This window comes from Microbacterium sp. KNMS (assembly GCF_053851835.1).
In genome coordinates this window covers 77,748-93,290 of record NZ_JBSQBP010000016.1, presented here as the reverse complement: position 1 = coordinate 93,290, position 15,543 = coordinate 77,748, and the positions used below count along the sequence as shown (strand labels likewise).

Annotated in this window: 17 protein-coding genes and 2 tRNA genes; 8 read left to right on the top strand and 11 right to left on the bottom strand. The window is 71.9% G+C overall.

Features of this window, described 5'->3' with window-relative positions; translation table 11 throughout:
* Positions 1 to 203: 203 nt before the first annotated feature.
* From ACWXWW_RS11550 to galU, 5 genes are all read right to left on the bottom strand, one after another.
* Positions 204 to 276 (bottom strand) — tRNA-Ala (locus ACWXWW_RS11550).
* Positions 277 to 331: 55 nt separating this feature from the next.
* Positions 332 to 934, bottom strand: coding sequence for an SGNH/GDSL hydrolase family protein (locus ACWXWW_RS11545; RefSeq protein ID WP_455969999.1), 603 nt, complete (start codon positions 932 to 934; stop codon positions 332 to 334).
* Positions 935 to 1,023: 89 nt separating this feature from the next.
* A complete protein-coding gene (locus ACWXWW_RS11540) occupies positions 1,024 to 2,028 on the bottom strand; it encodes a large exoprotein (RefSeq protein ID WP_455969998.1) in 1,005 nt (334 codons plus the stop codon).
* Positions 2,029 to 2,094: 66 nt separating this feature from the next.
* The gene (locus ACWXWW_RS11535; protein ID WP_271173540.1) at positions 2,095 to 2,724 is read right to left on the bottom strand and encodes a GNAT family N-acetyltransferase; all 630 of its coding nucleotides are present in this window, start codon (positions 2,722 to 2,724) and stop codon (positions 2,095 to 2,097) included.
* Positions 2,725 to 2,758: 34 nt separating this feature from the next.
* Entirely contained in the window at positions 2,759 to 3,646 is an 888-nt protein-coding gene (gene galU / locus ACWXWW_RS11530; RefSeq protein WP_271173541.1) for a UTP--glucose-1-phosphate uridylyltransferase GalU, read from the bottom strand.
* 77 nt (positions 3,647 to 3,723) lie between these two features.
* On the opposite strand from galU, the gene ACWXWW_RS11525 reads away from it, so the two are divergent.
* The 3 genes from ACWXWW_RS11525 to mscL are packed head-to-tail and all read left to right on the top strand — an operon-like array spanning position 3,724 to position 5,075.
* Entirely contained in the window at positions 3,724 to 4,311 is a 588-nt protein-coding gene (locus ACWXWW_RS11525) for a 5-formyltetrahydrofolate cyclo-ligase (protein WP_455969997.1), read from the top strand.
* A gap of 31 nt (positions 4,312 to 4,342) precedes the next feature.
* A complete protein-coding gene (locus tag ACWXWW_RS11520; RefSeq protein ID WP_455969996.1) occupies positions 4,343 to 4,615 on the top strand; it encodes an FmdB family zinc ribbon protein in 273 nt (90 codons plus the stop codon).
* Positions 4,616 to 4,670: 55 nt separating this feature from the next.
* Entirely contained in the window at positions 4,671 to 5,075 is a 405-nt protein-coding gene (gene mscL, locus ACWXWW_RS11515) for a large conductance mechanosensitive channel protein MscL (protein WP_455969995.1), read from the top strand.
* A gap of 73 nt (positions 5,076 to 5,148) precedes the next feature.
* Here the strand turns inward: mscL and ACWXWW_RS11510 are convergent, their stop codons facing one another.
* Both ACWXWW_RS11510 and ACWXWW_RS11505 read right to left on the bottom strand, forming a co-directional pair.
* Positions 5,149 to 5,346 carry a hypothetical protein gene (locus ACWXWW_RS11510; RefSeq protein WP_324014147.1) on the bottom strand — a complete coding sequence of 66 codons (198 nt, stop codon included), beginning with the start codon at positions 5,344 to 5,346 and terminating at the stop codon, positions 5,149 to 5,151.
* Positions 5,346 to 9,035, bottom strand: a complete 3,690-nt coding sequence (locus tag ACWXWW_RS11505; protein ID WP_455970001.1) for an AAA family ATPase — start codon at positions 9,033 to 9,035, stop codon at positions 5,346 to 5,348. Before ACWXWW_RS11505 ends, ACWXWW_RS11510 begins: the two co-directional genes overlap by 1 nt.
* Before the next feature lie 167 nt (positions 9,036 to 9,202).
* Here ACWXWW_RS11505 and ACWXWW_RS11500 point away from each other — a divergent pair, with 167 nt between their 5' ends.
* The gene (locus ACWXWW_RS11500; protein WP_282979389.1) at positions 9,203 to 9,715 is read left to right on the top strand and encodes a methylated-DNA--[protein]-cysteine S-methyltransferase; all 513 of its coding nucleotides are present in this window, start codon (positions 9,203 to 9,205) and stop codon (positions 9,713 to 9,715) included.
* Positions 9,716 to 9,796: 81 nt separating this feature from the next.
* Here the strand turns inward: ACWXWW_RS11500 and ACWXWW_RS11495 are convergent, their stop codons facing one another.
* Both ACWXWW_RS11495 and ACWXWW_RS11490 read right to left on the bottom strand, forming a co-directional pair.
* Positions 9,797 to 11,404, bottom strand: coding sequence for a solute symporter family protein (locus ACWXWW_RS11495; protein WP_455969994.1), 1,608 nt, complete (start codon positions 11,402 to 11,404; stop codon positions 9,797 to 9,799).
* On the bottom strand, positions 11,401 to 11,751 hold the full coding sequence (locus tag ACWXWW_RS11490) for a DUF485 domain-containing protein (protein WP_271173549.1): 351 nt from the start codon (positions 11,749 to 11,751) through the stop codon (positions 11,401 to 11,403). The genes ACWXWW_RS11495 and ACWXWW_RS11490 overlap by 4 nt, the downstream gene beginning before the upstream one ends.
* 133 nt (positions 11,752 to 11,884) lie before the next feature.
* Here ACWXWW_RS11490 and ACWXWW_RS11485 point away from each other — a divergent pair, with 133 nt between their 5' ends.
* From ACWXWW_RS11485 to ACWXWW_RS11470, 4 genes are all read left to right on the top strand, one after another.
* Entirely contained in the window at positions 11,885 to 12,751 is an 867-nt protein-coding gene (locus ACWXWW_RS11485) for a LuxR C-terminal-related transcriptional regulator (protein ID WP_455969993.1), read from the top strand.
* Between the two features lie 60 nt (positions 12,752 to 12,811).
* Positions 12,812 to 13,165: a histone-like nucleoid-structuring protein Lsr2 gene (locus tag ACWXWW_RS11480; RefSeq protein WP_271173551.1), complete on the top strand. Its 354-nt coding sequence runs from the start codon at positions 12,812 to 12,814 to the stop codon at positions 13,163 to 13,165.
* Positions 13,166 to 13,297: 132 nt separating this feature from the next.
* Positions 13,298 to 13,579 carry a Fe-S cluster assembly protein HesB gene (locus ACWXWW_RS11475; protein WP_271173552.1) on the top strand — a complete coding sequence of 94 codons (282 nt, stop codon included), beginning with the start codon at positions 13,298 to 13,300 and terminating at the stop codon, positions 13,577 to 13,579.
* A gap of 76 nt (positions 13,580 to 13,655) precedes the next feature.
* Positions 13,656 to 13,728 (top strand) — tRNA-Arg (locus ACWXWW_RS11470).
* A gap of 5 nt (positions 13,729 to 13,733) precedes the next feature.
* On the opposite strand, the gene ACWXWW_RS11465 is transcribed toward ACWXWW_RS11470, so the two are convergent.
* Entirely contained in the window at positions 13,734 to 14,231 is a 498-nt protein-coding gene (locus tag ACWXWW_RS11465; protein WP_271173553.1) for an HNH endonuclease, read from the bottom strand.
* 366 nt (positions 14,232 to 14,597) lie between these two features.
* Entirely contained in the window at positions 14,598 to 15,518 is a 921-nt protein-coding gene (locus tag ACWXWW_RS11460) for a M23 family metallopeptidase (RefSeq protein ID WP_455969991.1), read from the bottom strand.
* Positions 15,519 to 15,543: the final 25 nt, after the last annotated feature.

Below are 15,543 nucleotides of genomic sequence, written 5' to 3'. Positions count from 1 at the left end.
CGCTTGGCGGCGACAAGGGAATACATTACGCCGAACCCCCACCCCCAGCAAACCCACCCACCACCCGGGCGTGTCGCGAGCCGGAGGCAGGGCCAGCACGGCCGCGCCCCGACGACTCCTGCTCGGCGCCGACGTGCCGGGCGCCGGATACGACGAAGCCCCCGTCCGATGGACGGGGGCTTGTCGACTGTCTCAACTCAGTGTGGACCCAGGGGGATTCGAACCCCCGACCTTCTCATTGCGAACGAGACGCGCTACCAACTGCGCCATGGGCCCTTGCAACCCGAGATACATTACCAGACCCCGAGCCGCTTGCCGAAACCGAGGCGCGTCAGGCGCGTCGCCAGGCGTCGAGCCATGCGTCCGCGATCCGTCGCGCGCCCTCGGCAGAGGGGTGGACGCCGTCAGGCGCGAGCGCGGCAGCACCCACGGTGCGGGCGGCCTCGGTGAGCAGACGGTGCAGCGGCACGAAGGACGCGCCGTGCTCCTCCGCGAGACGCGCGATGACCTCTCGCTTCGCCGCGAGGTCGTCGAGCCACCCCTCCTGATCGTCGCGCACGGGCAGGACGAACGGCTCCACGAGGATGAGCCGTGCGCGGCGCGCGGCGTCACTCGCGAGCAGCCGGCGCACGGTCGCCTCGAAGTCCTCGGCGCTGGTGGGGTCGTCGCGATCGAAGCGCCGCCAGGTGTCGTTGACGCCGATGTAGACGGTGAGCACGTCCGGCTCGGCTGCCTCCACATCCTCGTTCCAGCGGCGCTCGAGGTCGACGGCGCGGTCTCCCCCGACCCCGACGTTCACGACGTGCACCTCATCGCCGAGCGTCTCGGCGATGAGGTGCACGTAACCGTGTCCGAGCGAGGCGGCGTGCGAGCGATCGCGACCGGCATCGGTGATCGAGTCTCCGACGAACACGAGTCGAGCGGGGCGGGTCATCGTTCTCCTTCGAGCGGGACGGACGGGCTCCGATCCGCCGAGAGCGTCTCACGATCGGGGCGTCGCCGCACCGGATCGGACATCTGCGGTCATCCGGCCGCGCGGCGGGCGAGCAGCTCGCGCACGTGCGCCTCGATTTCGGCGTCGTCGACGAACCCCATGCGCGCATACGGCGACGCCGGCTGCTGCTGACGGGCCGCCGTGATCGGCACCGGCGCGGGAGCCTGGGCCGCGATCTGCGTGCGCAGCGCCTCCTCGCGCGCTGCCGCGCGGAGCGCCTCGTGTGCGCGCGCGCCGTCGAGCGCGAGCGCGGCGCGCGAGCCGGAGACGCTCGTCAGCGGCGCCGGGAGCGAGCGCGGCGTCCAGCCGCGGTCCTCGGGGTCCATGAGCGCGGGCGCGGCCCGGCGGACCGCCGGGGCCGCCTCGGCGATCGGCGCAGCCGCCGGGGCCGCCGGGCGCTTCGCGCGACGCGCGACCGCGGCCATCCGATTCAGCGTCTGCAGCGCCACGAGCGTCGTGACGGCACCGCCCGCCAGCCACCACCCGGCTCCGCCCTGCGCGAGGGCCGCGACGCCGACGGCGATTGCCGCGAGGCCAGCGAGCAGGACGACGGTGGCGGCCATCCGCACGGCGCGACGGGCGCGCGCCTGGCGCGCGCGGAGCACCTCGGGAGCGCGGCGCGCGGCGTCGAGCTCCCGTCGGCGGCGCTCCGCCTCGAGCTCCAGCTCACGGCGCCGGCGTTCGCGACCGGCCGCGGCCTCGTCGCGCTCGCGCTCGAGGCGCGCCTCCACCTCCATCCGCTTGCGCTCGAGCTCGAGGCGGTCGCGCTCGGCGCGCAGCCGCTCGTCCTCGGCGCGCAGCTGGCGCACGAGCTTCTCCTGCGCGCGTGCCTCGCGCGCGCTCAGCTCGACGCGGATCTCGTCGGGCGTCTCGCTCGTCTCCGCGAGCACGCGCAGAGCCTGGTTGAGCCGGACCGCGTTGCGCTCGGCGGCGTTGTAGCGCATGCGCGCCTGCCAGGTCGGGAGGAGGTAGACGATCCAGAGCAGCACGGCGACCGCGATGATCACGCCGCCGCCCAGCATCTGCCCGCCCATGAAGACAAAGGTAGGCGACGACGGTGCGCGGCCCGCGCTCGCGCCCGCGTGTCGCGCGCGGAGCGGTCAGGAGGCGAGTGTGTCGCTCGGCGGGATGGCCGCGGCGTCGGTGGGCGCGCGACCGCTGACCCAGCGGGCGAGGACGCCTTCCGGCACCTCCTCGCGGACGAGGGCGAAGGCGTAGTGGTCGCGCCAGTCGCCGTCGATGTGGATGTACCGACGGCGCAGCCCCTCGTACCGGAATCCGAGCTTCTGGACCACGCGCAGGCTCGGCACGTTCTCGGGCCGGATGCAGATCTCCATGCGATGCAGACGGAGATCGGTGAAGCAGAGGTCGGTCGCGAGCGCGACGGCTGTCGGGGTGATGCCGCGGCCCGCGAAGCGCTCACTCACCCAGTAGCCGATCGTCGCGGACGAGAGGGAGCCGCGGGCGATCCCCCACACGTTGAGCTGACCGCAGATGACGCCCTCGTACTCCATGACGAGGGGCACGCCGACGCCGTCGCGGTACTGCTGCAGCAGGCGCCGGATGCCGGCGCGCATGTCGAAGGAGATGGCGCCGTCGGGGTTCGTGGCCTCCCACGGGCGCAGCCACGATCGGTTCGCGAGCAGCTCCTGCTGGAGCGTGCGCGCGTCCCGCGGACGCACGAGTCGGATGGACACCGCGCCGTGCTCACGCCACGCCTGGGTATCCATCCGACTCCTCGGCAGATGTCTCGAGCGACCGGGCTCAGAGAGTGGTCGCGAACTCCTTGAACCAGGGTCGCAGGTCCGGGCCGAGGTCGGCGCGGTCCGCGGCGAGCTGGACGATGGCCTTGATGTAGTCGAGGCGGTCGCCCGTGTCGTAGCGGCGCCCGCGGAAGATGACGCCGTAGACCCCGGGGCCCGCTTCGTCGGCCGCGACCTCCTGCAGCGCGTCGGTCAGCTGGATCTCGCCGCCCTTGCCGGGCTCCGTGCGCTCGAGCACATCGAAGATCGCGGGGGTCAGCACGTAGCGGCCGATGATCGCGAGGTTCGACGGCGCGTCCTCCTTGGCGGGCTTCTCGACGAGGCCCTTCACGCGGACGACGCCCTCGGTGTCGGTCGGCTCGACGTCAGCGCAGCCGTACATGTGGATCTGGTCGGGGTCGACCTCCATGAGGGCGATGACCTGCGCGCCGCGCTTGGCCTGCTCGTCGATCATCGTCGTGAGCAGCTCGTCGCGCTCGTCGATGAGGTCGTCGCCCAGGAGGACGGCGAACGGCGAGTCGCCCACGTGAGCCTGGGCGCGCAGCACCGCGTGACCGAGGCCCTTGGGGTCGCCCTGGCGGACGAAGTGGATGTCGGCGAGGTCGCTGGACGCCTGGACGCGCTCGAGACGGCCGGTGTCGCCCTTCTTCTCGAGGTTGCGCTCGAGCTCGGGCACGGAGTCGAAGTGGTTCGCGAGCGCGTTCTTGTTGCGCCCGATGATCATCAGCACATCGCGGATGCCGGCGGCGACAGCCTCTTCGACGACGTACTGGATCGCCGGCTTGTCGACGACCGGCAGCATCTCCTTGGGCGTGGCCTTCGTCGCCGGAAGGAAGCGCGTGCCCAGCCCGGCGGCGGGGATGACCGCCTTGATCTTCGGTGAATCCATGCTGACAGCCTAGGCGATGCCCCGTTATCCGCCTGTGATCCCCCTGCGACACGGATCGCGTCTCCTAGGATCGGGACATGCCCGGAGAGCTCGATCAGGCCAAGCGCGCCCTGCGCGCGGAGATCCGCGAGCGCCGCCAGCTGCTCTCGCCCGCGCAGCGCGAGGCGGCGGGAGAGGGCATCCACCGCGAGCTCGACGCGCTCGTCGCGCGTCTGGGCGCGCGCTCCCTGTCCTGCTACCTGTCGGGCCCGACCGAGCCGGACACGCGCCCGTTCATCCGCTCCGCCCTCGAGCGCGGCCTCCGCGTGCTGCTGCCGATCACGCGAGCGGATGGCCTCCTGGACTGGACGGCCGCGAGCGCGGACGGCGACGAGATCGAGAGCGCGTACGGCGTTCCCGAGGCCGTCGGCGAGGTGCTCGGGCCGATCGCGGTCAACGACGTCGACCTCCTCGTCGTGCCCGCGTCAGCCGTGGACGGCGAGGGGCTCCGCATGGGCTGGGGCCGGGGCTTCTACGACAAGACGCTCGGCTCGATGGCGCACAGGCCGCCCGTATACGCGGTGATCTATGATTCCGAGTTGGTCGATCGCGTTCCCCGCGATCTCCATGATCAGCCCGTCGACGGCGTCGTGACCCCGACGCGCACCGTCGCGTTCCGCGGCTGACGACTCCGCTCCATCATCCGAACGAGGACCCATGCCCACATACGCCTACGCCTGCAAGTCCTGTGGCCACCGGTTCGACGCCGTCCAGGCCTTCAGCGACCCGTCGCTCACCGAGTGCCCCGAGTGCGGGGGCGAGCTGCGCAAGCAGTACGGCTCGATCGGCGTGACGTTCAACGGCGCGGGCTTCTACCGCACGGACTCGCGGAATACTGCGTCCTCCTCCGGCGCGGGTGCTGGATCCGCGTCCTCGTCTGCGTCATCATCGGGGTCGGGAGCCTCCGCTCCCGCCGCGGCCGGCGCCTGACGCCCCGCGGTTCGACTTCTCGCCGGCGTCGTCGGCAGATGGGGGAACCACCACCATGATCCAGGGCTTCAAGGAGTTCATCTCCCGCGGCAACGTCATCGACCTCGCGGTCGCGGTCATCATCGGCGCCGCGTTCGCCGCGATCGTCACGGCGGTCGTCGACAACCTCGTCAACCCGCTCATCGGCGCGTTCGTGCCCTCGGGCGACCTCGCCAGCTGGGTCATCCCGATCCCGGGCCTCTTCGCCACGGCGAACCTCGGCATCGGCGGCATCATCTCGGCGATCATCAACTTCCTCGCGGTGGCCGCCGTCGTGTACTTCGCGCTCGTGCTGCCGATGAACAAGCTCGCCGAGCGCCGCAAGGCCAAGCTCGGCGTCACCGAGGACGTCCCCACTCCCACGCAGGAGGAGCTCCTCGCCGAGATCCGCGACCTGCTCGCGAAGCAGACCTCCCGCTGACTCGCGCGCATCTGACGAAGGGCGCCTCCCGTTCGGGAGGCGCCCTTCTCCGTCTGAGGGGCGCATGGCCGTGTCACCAGTGCGGCGGACGATCCCTCCGGAGCCGCTCGTCGTTGGCGCCCTTCTCCCCCGCGGCGGGGCGACCGCCCGCGTCCGCATCACGCAGGGTCGCCTCCGCATCCGCGTCGGCGAGCGTGCCTTCCACGCGCGTGAGGCGGGCTCGACGCGCGCCGGCGACGCGCTCGACCCGCTGACGAGGCTCGTCCGGCATCAGAAGGCGAGCGGCTCGGTGTCCGGGTCGACGCGGGGCGTGTCGGCGGCGACGCCCAGCACGGCCGCGATGCGCTCGGCGACCGCCGAAGGGTCGCTGTAGAGGTCGAAGGCGTGCACGCGGACGTAGTGCCAGCCGAGCCGCCGCAGGGCGTGCGGGCGCAGCCGCAGCGACTCGCGCAGCGACGCGTCCTGCGATTCGGGGTCGCTCTCCACGACGACGGCCTTGCCGCTGCGCTGCGCGACGAGCGGGAGCATCCCGTGGTAGTCCACGTCGACGGCGACGCCCAGTCGGCGCAGCTCGCGCGCGAGCACGCGCGTGAGCGGATCCGCGTCGTCCTCGCGCCGCGCCTCGCGGCCTCGCCCGTCGATGCTCGCGAGGATGCCCATGAGGATGGCCGCGCCGTGCTCGAGGCGGCCGTCGTCGGCCGCGGGCCGGATCGACGACACGATCACCATCGAGCGCCGCGCGCGGGTCATGCCGACGGTCAGGAGCCTCTCGCCGTCCGGCGTGGAGAGGTCGCCGAAGTCGCTCAGCACGCGGCCGTGCTTGGTCACGCCGTACCCGAGCGAGAAGATCACGCGGTCGCGGCTCTCGGCGACCGACTCCTCGAGCGTGAGCACTGTGAGCGGCTCGGTCGTGTCGCGCGCGACGAAGTCCGCGACATCCGAGCGGCCCGCGAACGCGGTCGTCACGGCGGAGCGGATGCGCTCGGCGTGCCGACGGCTCGCCGTGATCACCATGAGCGACTCATGCGGGCGGTTCACGGCGTGCTCGACGACGAGCGTCACGACGCGCTGGACCTCGGCATCGGGGCTCTCGACGGCGCCGCTCTCCGGGTCGGGCGCGCCGTAGCCGCCCTCGACGTAGTCGACCGACAGGCTGCCGCGGCCGAGATACGACCCCGCCCACGGGAGCGACACGATCTCGCCGCCGTAGAACGCGTCGTTCACGAGCTCGGCGAGGTCCTCGCCGCCCGCCCGGTAGCTGCGGGTCAGCGTCTCGACCGGCAGCACGTCGGCGAGGCGCTCGAACGCACTGGCCTGCTCGCCGCCCGAGGGAGGGCTCTCGAGCACCGCGACGGAGAAGGGCAGGGGCCGCTGCGTCACGGGATCGCCGAAGGCGACGACCTGACGAGCGCGGCGGATGGCGGGGGCCGCCTCCGCGAGGCCGATCGCCCCGGAGTCGGCGATGAGCACGACGTCGAATCCCGGCGCGTCGGGGATGAGGGGCACGTCGTAGGGCGACGCGATCCAGACCGGCGCGATGACGCGCGACAGGGTCGGCGCGATCGATGCGAGCGCCTCGGCGCTCACGTCGCCGCGCGTGAGGGAGCGCTTGAGCGCCTCCGCCTCGCCCGGCTCGTCGACGATGCCGATCTTCCACTGCGTCGCGAGCTGCCAGGCGAGCAGCGGACCGGATGCCGCGGCGTGCGCCTCGTCGACGAGACGGAAGTCGCGCTCGAGCCGGTCGACGACCGACGTGTTGGCGCCCAGCAGCGCGCGGTCGCTCTGCAGCAGGTGCTCGAGGGCCGACTGCCACCACGCGAACTCGAGTTCCTCGCCCACGCGCTCCTCGTCGACATGGCGGACCGACAGCTCGGTCAGGAGCGGCTCGAGGCCGAGGCGCGACAGCTCGGCGCGCAGCTCAGCGCGCTCGACGATGTTGTCGAAGACGTCGGAGTCGGCGGCGAGCCCGGCGAGCGTGCGCACGAGACGCTCCACGGGCATCGATGCGAGCCGCGACCCGCGCCCGAGGGCCGCGTCGAGCTCGCTCAGCTCCGCCTCCACGCGCTGCCACTCGACCTGCACGTCGGCGAGTCCGAGCGGCAGCTCGGGGATCGTCCCCACGTCGACGAGCTGCTGCCACTGCTGACGCTGATGCTGGATCCGCGACAGCGCGGCGTGCATGTCGGTCACGTGCACACCGGGGCGCAGGTACTCCTTCGAGAGGCGCTTGAGGCGCCGGCGCTGCGCGCCGGGCAGGCCCGACTCGCGTCGCGGTCCGAAGGCCTTGATCATGTCGCCGAGCGGGCGCTCGAACACCGACGGCGTGAACCGGTCGAGCGAGTCGCGGATCCCGTGCAGGAGCCGCAGGTACTCCCCCAGCTCGTCGATCGTCGTGAACGGGCGCATCCGCGTCTGCGAGATGAGCTCGTATCCGCGCTCGAGGAGGTTCGGCACGCTCGTGCGGTGCAGCTTGCCGGCCATCCGATGCGCCGCACGGGCGTCGTCGGTCGACGAGAACGAGACGCCGTACCACGGTGAGTCGTCGGGGCCCACGCGGAACTCGCCCAGGCGCGCGGCGAGCGCCAGGGTCGATGCGGCCTTCGAGCGGTCGCCCGCGAGCTGCTCGAGGGCCCGGATGCCGAGGCGGGCGGATGTCGACGGCGGGGTCGGCAGGGCCGCGAGCCGCGTGAGGGTGCGCGTCGCCTCGAGCACCGAGATGCCGAGCCCGTCGTGCACGCGCGTGAGCGCGTGGCGGTAGTCACGCAGCACCGAGCGGAGGCGCACGAGCGCGTCGTCGATGTCGGAGACCTTGGGCTGCGTCGCCTTCTCGTTGCGGCCGATCGCGCGGATGAGGTCGCGCCGCAGGTCGGTCGGCGACACCGCGAGGGCGTCGAGCCCGATGCCCGCGAGACGATGGCGGATGCCCTCGAGGGTCGAGCGGCGCGCGCTCACGACGAGGACCCGCTTGCCATCGCGCACGAGCGCGCCCACGGCGTTGATGATCGTCTGCGTGCCGCCCGTGCCGGGCAGGGTGTGCACCGCGAGAGACTGTCCGGCCGTGATGCGCGCCAGCACGCGCTCCTGCTCGGCATCCGCATCGAGCAGGAGCATGTCGGATGCCGGCGCGCGCTCGTCGGGGTGCGGCACGGCGGGTGCCGGGCGCTGGGCGCCCAGGGCAGCGAGGTCGTCGGGGTGGCCGGCGAGCGCGTTCAGGACCGGATGGTCGAGCTCGCGCATATCGCGCGCCATGACCTCGCCGACCTCCGCGAACGTCGAGACGATGAGCCGCGGCTTGACGCTGAAGGTGTCGACGTGCGCGACGAGGCTGCGCAGCCGGTCGATCACGGGTTGGGGCTTGAACACGCCCTCGTCGTAGGCGAGCTCGGCGAGCGCGTCGCCGTCGATGTCGATCCCGAAGTGGTCCTGCGCGATGCGGACGAGCTCGGGGTTCACGGCGAACCGGCCGTGGAGTTTCAGCTCGAAGTCGGAGTGATGGCGGCGGATGGCGAGCGGGCGCAGGAGGACCGGCGCGACGAACTCCTCGTCGCCGACGCGCCACGTCGCGAGGCCGACCGCGAGGCGCACGGCGTCGATGCCGCGCACGGTGCGCAGCTCGAGGTTCTTCGCCGTGATCCGCTCTGCGGCCAGGCGGGCGGTGCGCAGCGCGACCTCGTCGCGGAAGAGGTTCGACAGCAGCGTCGACCGTCCCGTGATGAACTGCGGGAGGCTGCCGGGATGCGCCTTCGTGATCTCGATGCCCGACTCGGGCGAGGGCCGATAGCGCAGGAGCGGCGACCGTCCGCCGAGCGCCCCGGCGAGAGACCGCAGCTGCTCCCGTTCGGAGGACGCGACATGCGCGACCGACACGTCGGGGTCGGCCACGCGGAGGTCCGCGGGCGTCACGGGCACGAGCCTCGTGGTCTCCACGGCGTCGTCTTCAGCGGGCAGCACACCAGTCAGGGTAGGCGGACGCGCCTCAAAGTCACCCGCGTGCCGCGGAGTTTCGCCGGATTACCCGGGCGCACGGCCCCGCGACGCCGACTGCACAGGCCCTCTCCATCGGCGCGTCGGCTCCCGGGTGCGCCGCGCGAGCGCCGCACGGCCGTCCGCCCCTTCAGGATGGACGCATGACCTACCGGTACGCGATCCTCCCCACGCCCGTCGGCGACGCGGTCTCGGCGTTCTCCGACGAGGGCCTCGTCGCGCTGCGTCTCGCCGCCGAGCCCGAGTGGGCGCTCGAGTCCGTCTCCCGCGAGCTGCGCGGCGCCCTCCTTCCCGACGACGGCTCGGACGCCGCCGAGGAGCTCGCCGCGCAGCTCGAGGGCTACTTCGCGGGCGAGCGCCGGCGCTTCGACCTCGCGCTGGACTGGCGCCTCGCGACGGGCTTCACGCGAGAGGCCCTCGAGGCGGTGCGCGAGATCCCCTACGGCACCACGGCGAGCTACGGCGAGGTCGCCGCCATGGCGGGGCGCCCGCGCGCCGCCCGCGCGGTCGGCACGGCCTGCCGAACGACGCCCTACTCGCTGATCGTCCCGGTGCACCGGGTCATCCGCGCCGACGGGACGATCGGCGGCTACGGCGGCGACATCGAGCTGAAGCGCCACCTCATCGAGCTCGAGCAGGACGCGCTCGGCGCCTGAGCCATCCGCCCGCCGCACACGGGAGCGCCGACCCGCGAGTAGGCCGCGGGTCGGCGCTCCTTCCGCCTCAGTGCACGCCGCTCAGTGCTCGACCGCCTTCTCGGCGCCGAACCCGGTGAGCGAGCGCACCTCCATCTCGGCCGCGAGACGCGGGTCCTCCGCCGAGCGCGAGGTCAGCGAGCCGATCCACCCGAGGAGGAACCCGACCGGGATCGAGACGATCCCCGGGTTGCTCAAGGGCCAGATCGCGAAGTCGGCGGCGGGGAACACGCTCGTCTCGGTGCCCGAGAACACGGGCGAGAAGATGATGAGCACCAGGGCCGTGCCGAGGCCGCCGTACATGCTCCACACCGCGCCGCGCGTCGTGAAGCCGCGCCAGAACAGCGAGTAGAGGATCGTCGGCAGGTTCGCCGACGCCGCGACCGCGAACGCGAGCGCCACGAGGAACGCCACGTTCTGCCCCTGCACGCCGATGCCGCCGACGATCGCCAGCGCGCCGATCACGAGCACCGTGATGCGGGCGACCCGCACCTCGCCGTCGCCCTCCACGCGCCCGTTCTTGATGACGTTCGCGTAGATGTCGTGGGCGAACGAGGTCGCGGCGGTGATTGTGAGGCCCGCGACGACCGCGAGGATCGTCGCGAACGCGACGGCGGAGATGAACCCCATCAGCACGGGGCCGCCGAGCGCCTGCGCGAGCAGCGGGGCGGCCGAGTTCACGCCGCCCGGCGCGGCCGCGATCGTCTCCGCGCCGACCAGCGCTCCCGCGCCGTAGCCGAGCACGAGCGTGAGCAGGTAGAACAGCCCGATGAGCCAGATCGCCCACACGACCGAGCGACGCGCCTCCTTCGCCGTCGGCACCGTGTAGAAGCGCATGAGCACGTGCGGCAGGCCGGCCGTGCCGAGCACGAGCGCCATCCCGAGCGACAGGAAGTCGAGCGGCTTCGCGCCGTACTGGAGGCCGGGCGCGAGGATGGCCTCGCCGGCCGACGCGTTCGCGACCGCGGCGCCGAGAAGGCCGTTGAAGTCGAACCCGTGCTGCGCGAGCACCCAGACGGCCATCGCGATGGCGCCGCCGATGAGGAGGAAGGCCTTCACGATCTGCACCCAGGTCGTGCCCTTCATCCCGCCGATGAGCACGTAGACGACCATGAGGACGCCCACGACCGCGATGACCACCGACTGGCCGACGCGGTCGCCGACCCCGAGCAGAAGCGACACGAGGCCGCCCGCTCCCGACATCTGCGCGAGGAGGTAGAACAGGCACACCGCGAGGGTCGTGATCGCAGCGGCCATCCGCACGGGACGCTGCCGCAGGCGGAACGACAGCACGTCGGCCATCGTGAACTTGCCCGTGTTGCGCATGAGCTCGGCGACGAGCAGCAGCGCGACGAGCCACGCCACGAGGAAGCCGATCGAGTACAGGAACCCGTCGTACCCGTTCAGCGCGATCGCGCCGACGATGCCGAGGAACGACGCGGCGGAGAGGTAGTCCCCCGCGATCGCGAAGCCGTTCTGCGGCCCGCTGAACGAGCGCCCGCCGGCGTAGAAGTCCGCCGCGGTCCTGTTGTTGCGACTCGCCCTGATGACGATGAACAGCGTGACCGCGACGAAGGCGCCGAACACGCTGATATTGAGGATCGGGTTGTTCTCCATCTGCGCGGGTGCCGCTGCCATCCATGCGCTCATGCGCCGGCCGCCTTCCGCTCGAGTTCAGACCGGATCTCGGCGGAGATCGGGTCGAGTCGGCGATTCGCGAAGGCCACGTATCCCATCGTGATCGCGAATGTCGTGACGAATTGGCCCAATCCGAAGAGCAGGCCGACGGTGATATCTCCCCACACCCTCTGCCCCATGAACTCGGGGAAGAAGCCCGCGAGGACGACGTAGAGGAAATACCAGACGAGGAAGAATGCCGCGAGCGGGAAGATGAAGCTCCGCTGGGTGCGCTTCAGCTCGCGGAATCGCGGTGAATCCTCCACCGCCGCATAGTCGATCGACGTCGTCGGGGCGACGCCGCCCGGAGAGTCAGTCATGAGGCCTCCTTGCCGCATGGTCCCTGCCGCACTGCGTGTTCGCAGAGCCGGTGTTCCGGCACCTCGCCGGTGATATCTTCGACGCTACGGAAAGCGACAGAGCGGTCGTCACCCCCGAAAGTAGGTATCCCCGGTGCAGACAGTGTTGCCGTCTCGCGGAGCCGATGAGCAGCGGCTCGTCGCGGGCGCCGTCGACGAGCTCGCTCGGCGCACGCGCTTCCCCGTCGCGTTCGGCGGACTCCTGGAGGACGGCCGCGTCGCGATGTCGGCCTTCCACGGCACGCGGACGTCGGCGCTCGACGGGCTCGCGGTGCGCCCCGAGCGCGGCCTCGGCGGGCGCGCGATCATGGAGCTGCGCCCCCGCTTCGCGAGCGACTACCGCACGGCGAAGCAGATCACGCACGACTACGACCCGTACATCCTCGGCGAGGGCATCGGCACCCTCCTCGCCGTGCCCGTCATCGTCCAGGGACGCGCACGAGGCGTGCTCTACGGCGCCGCCTGGGGCCAGTGGAACGTCGGCGGGGTCGCCGCGGCTCCCGCCGTCGAGGTCGCCGACCGGCTCGCGAGCCAGATCGCCGCGCTCGACGCGTCGCGGCGGCGACGGGAGGCCGCGGCGGAGTCGTCGGCCGTGCTCCCGCCCGCGCACCAGGAGGAGCTGCGGGAGACCTACGCCGAGCTGCGGCGCATCGCGGCCGCCGTCGACGACGGCGCCATCCGATCCCGTCTCGAGGAGGTCGAGCGTCGGCTCGCCGCGCTCTCCGGCGTGGCCGTGTCGGCACAGCGTCCGGCGGCCGAGCCGACCGTGCACCTCTCGCCGCGCGAGGTCGACGTGCTCGCCTGCGCTGCTCTCGGCGCGACGAATGCCGAGATCGCCGCTCAGCTGGGTCTTCGCGAGGGAACGGTGAAGGCCTATCTCGGCGCCGCGATGTCGAAACTCGACGCCTCTACGCGTTTGGCCGCGGTCGCGAAAGCGCGTCGCGCCGGTATTCTGCCCTGATATCCCCGGGCAGACGCGAATTGTGCTCGAATTGGCGCCTTCTGGCGCTACATTCGAGATATGGCCCGAAAGATCATCCACCAGCTTGTTGACGACCTCGACGACACCGTTCTCGAGCCCGGAGAAGGCGAGACCGTCCTCTTCGCCCTTGACGGAAAGAGCTACGAGATCGACCTCTCCGCCGACAACGCGGCGGAATTCCGTGCGCAGTTCGAGCGCTACATCTCGGCCGGCCGCCGCGTCGGAAGCGGATCCGGCTCGACGAATTCGAGCGCATCGCGCGTGACCCGTCGACGCTCCGGCCAGACCGATTACGGACCGGTTCGCGCGTGGGCGAAGGAGAACGGCTATTCCGTCTCCGAGCGCGGGCGCGTCCCCGCTGCCGTGCTCGAGGCCTACGAAGCGGCTCACTGAGCCCGCACGTCGCGGCGCCGATTCGCCGGATGCACATGTGCATCCCGTGTGAATCGGCGCCGTGTCGCGTCCGGGGGTTGCATCCCGGCGGCGTTCTCGGAATCGTGGCTGGCCCGACGGAAGGAGAGCCGAATGCTCACACTCACCGAGAACGCCCAGACCGCCGTCCGAACGATCGTCGACCAGTCGCCGGATCCCGCCACCGCGGGCCTGCGCATCGACGGCTCGAGCTCTTCCCCGCAGGGGTACACGCTCACGCTCGCGCCCTCGCCTGAGGCCGCCGACGCCGTGGTGGAGAGCGGCCCGGTTCGCGTCTTCCTCCCCCAGGAGGCGGCCGTCGAGCTCGACGACAAGGTGCTCGACGCCGAGGTGACGCCCGACGGCGTGCGCTTCGCGCTGGCCGTCCAGGCCTGAGAGCGTCGCACGGCGCCGCCCGGGAATCCCGGGCGGCGCCGTGTCCTGTCCGCACTGCCGATAAGCTGGTGCGGACGCCCCCGTAGCTCAGTGGATAGAGCGTCGGTTTCCTAAACCGTGCGTCGCTGGTTCGAGTCCAGTCGGGGGCACCGTCTCACGCCGCGAGCGCGAGGTACGGCTCCCAGCGCGGATCCGCGCGCTCGGCCCCGCGCACCGTCCAGGACGTGCTGCGCGGCGCGCCCGGCGCGAAGCGGAGCTCCCAGCCCATCTCCTGCGGAGTCCGGTCGCTCTTGACGTTGTTGCACCGCAGGCAGCACGCCACGAGGTTCTCCCACGTGTCCCGTCCCCCGCGCGAGCGCGGGAGGATGTGGTCGATCGTCGAGGCCGAGGCTCCGCAGTACCCGCAGCGGAAGCCGTCCCTGCGCAGCACGCCGCGACGCGTCACCGGCGTCCGACGCGCCGTGGGCACGCGCACGTAGCGGGTGAGGACGATGACGGCGGGCCGGTCGAACACCGATCTCGTGCCCCACACGGGCTCCCCCTCGACGTGCTCGATGACGGTCGCCTTCTCGTTCATGACGAGGACGAGGGCTCTCTTGAACGAGACGACCGCGAGGGGCTCGTATCCCGCATTCAGCACCAGTGTTCGCATACTCGATCCCTTCGATACGACCCGGACGGCTTCCGGGCATTCGAACTGCGACCGCTCCGATCGACGGCGGGCGTGCGCGGGCACGAAAAAGGGCGCTGTCTCATGGACAGCGCCCTGGAGAGACCGCGGCTGCTCCGCGGCCCGTGTGCACACGATGCCGGAGGACGTAACGCCCGAGCGCATCCGTGGTGCGGATGCGAGGTATTCGTTCCATCGGCTCCCTCCGCCTCTCTCGGCGACAGGGTCAGGCTAGCGCACCCCGGGCGTGTCGAGGGCGAAGAGCGGGTGAACAGCCGGGGATTCCGTCGCCGGGTGCGACAGAGCGCCCGGCACGTGACGTGCCGGGCGCTCTCTCGCGGGATCCGATCAGATCGGGAGGTAGCTCATCGGGTCGACGATCGCGCCGTTGATGCGGTACTCGATGTGGAGGTGGTTCGCCGTGGAGCGGCCGGTCGAGCCGACGTAGCCGATCAGCTGGCCCGCTTCGACGGTCTGGCCGACCTCGACCTGGCGGGTTCCGTAGGTCATGTGGCCGTAGAGGCTCGAGGTGCCGTCGCCGTGGTCGATCGCGACGGTGACGCCCCAGCCGCCGAGCGCCTCCTGCGAGGTGATGACGGTGCCGGACTTCACGGCGTAGATCGGGGTCATCGCGGGCGCGACCATGTCGGTGCCCTCGTGGCCCGACCCGACCGAGCGGCTCACGTAGTAGGTGCCGGCGGGCAGCGGGCAGATGCCGCCGTCGCTCACGACCGGGGGCTCGTAGGTCTGCGGCTGCTGCTGCGGCTGCTGCGGCGCGGTCTGCGCCTGCTGCTCCTGCTGCTGGGCCTGCTGCTCGCGCTGCTGCTGGGCGAGGAGCTCTGCCTGCTCACGGGCGCGCTCGGCGGCCTCCGCCGCCGCGGCGGCCGCCTTGGCCTCCTCGATCTCCTCCGGGGTCGTCGCGGAGTACGCCGCGCCGCTCAGCGGGGCGGTCTCGACCGCGGCGTCCACCGCGATCGACTGGGCCTCGCGCTCGGCGGCATCCTGCATCGAGACGGTCTCGGGCGCCGGCTGCGTCGCCGCGTACGCAGGGATCGCGACACCGGCGAGCAGGGCGAGGACGGCGGCGATCGTGCCCGCGGCGCGGACCGGCTTCACCTGGTGGGCGCCGGCACGGCGGGCGGCCCGCTCCATGCGCCGGACGTCGCTGCGCGGCATGACGACGATTCCTCGCGTCACGGGCTGCACGGCCTTCGTCGGGGTCGTCGCGTCGGCGTCGGGGGCGCCAGCGGACGTGGGGTTCTCAGCCAAGTTGTCTCCTCCGTCGCCTCGCGCC

What these genes read in the sequence shown, in the direction of transcription:
- ACWXWW_RS11545 (WP_455969999.1), bottom strand. Translation starts at nt 934, where the DNA reads ATGACCCGCCCCGCTCGACTCGTGTTCGTCGGAGACTCGATCACCGAT.
- ACWXWW_RS11540 (WP_455969998.1), bottom strand. Translation starts at nt 2,028, where the DNA reads ATGGGCGGGCAGATGCTGGGCGGCGGCGTGATCATCGCGGTCGCCGTG.
- ACWXWW_RS11535 (WP_271173540.1), bottom strand. Translation starts at nt 2,724, where the DNA reads ATGGATACCCAGGCGTGGCGTGAGCACGGCGCGGTGTCCATCCGACTC.
- galU (WP_271173541.1), bottom strand. Translation starts at nt 3,646, where the DNA reads ATGGATTCACCGAAGATCAAGGCGGTCATCCCCGCCGCCGGGCTGGGC.
- ACWXWW_RS11525 (WP_455969997.1), top strand. Translation starts at nt 3,724, where the DNA reads ATGCCCGGAGAGCTCGATCAGGCCAAGCGCGCCCTGCGCGCGGAGATC.
- ACWXWW_RS11520 (WP_455969996.1), top strand. Translation starts at nt 4,343, where the DNA reads ATGCCCACATACGCCTACGCCTGCAAGTCCTGTGGCCACCGGTTCGAC.
- mscL (WP_455969995.1), top strand. Translation starts at nt 4,671, where the DNA reads ATGATCCAGGGCTTCAAGGAGTTCATCTCCCGCGGCAACGTCATCGAC.
- ACWXWW_RS11510 (WP_324014147.1), bottom strand. Translation starts at nt 5,346, where the DNA reads ATGCCGGACGAGCCTCGTCAGCGGGTCGAGCGCGTCGCCGGCGCGCGT.
- ACWXWW_RS11500 (WP_282979389.1), top strand. Translation starts at nt 9,203, where the DNA reads ATGACCTACCGGTACGCGATCCTCCCCACGCCCGTCGGCGACGCGGTC.
- ACWXWW_RS11495 (WP_455969994.1), bottom strand. Translation starts at nt 11,404, where the DNA reads ATGAGCGCATGGATGGCAGCGGCACCCGCGCAGATGGAGAACAACCCG.
- ACWXWW_RS11490 (WP_271173549.1), bottom strand. Translation starts at nt 11,751, where the DNA reads ATGACTGACTCTCCGGGCGGCGTCGCCCCGACGACGTCGATCGACTAT.
- ACWXWW_RS11480 (WP_271173551.1), top strand. Translation starts at nt 12,812, where the DNA reads ATGGCCCGAAAGATCATCCACCAGCTTGTTGACGACCTCGACGACACC.
- ACWXWW_RS11475 (WP_271173552.1), top strand. Translation starts at nt 13,298, where the DNA reads ATGCTCACACTCACCGAGAACGCCCAGACCGCCGTCCGAACGATCGTC.
- ACWXWW_RS11465 (WP_271173553.1), bottom strand. Translation starts at nt 14,231, where the DNA reads ATGCGAACACTGGTGCTGAATGCGGGATACGAGCCCCTCGCGGTCGTC.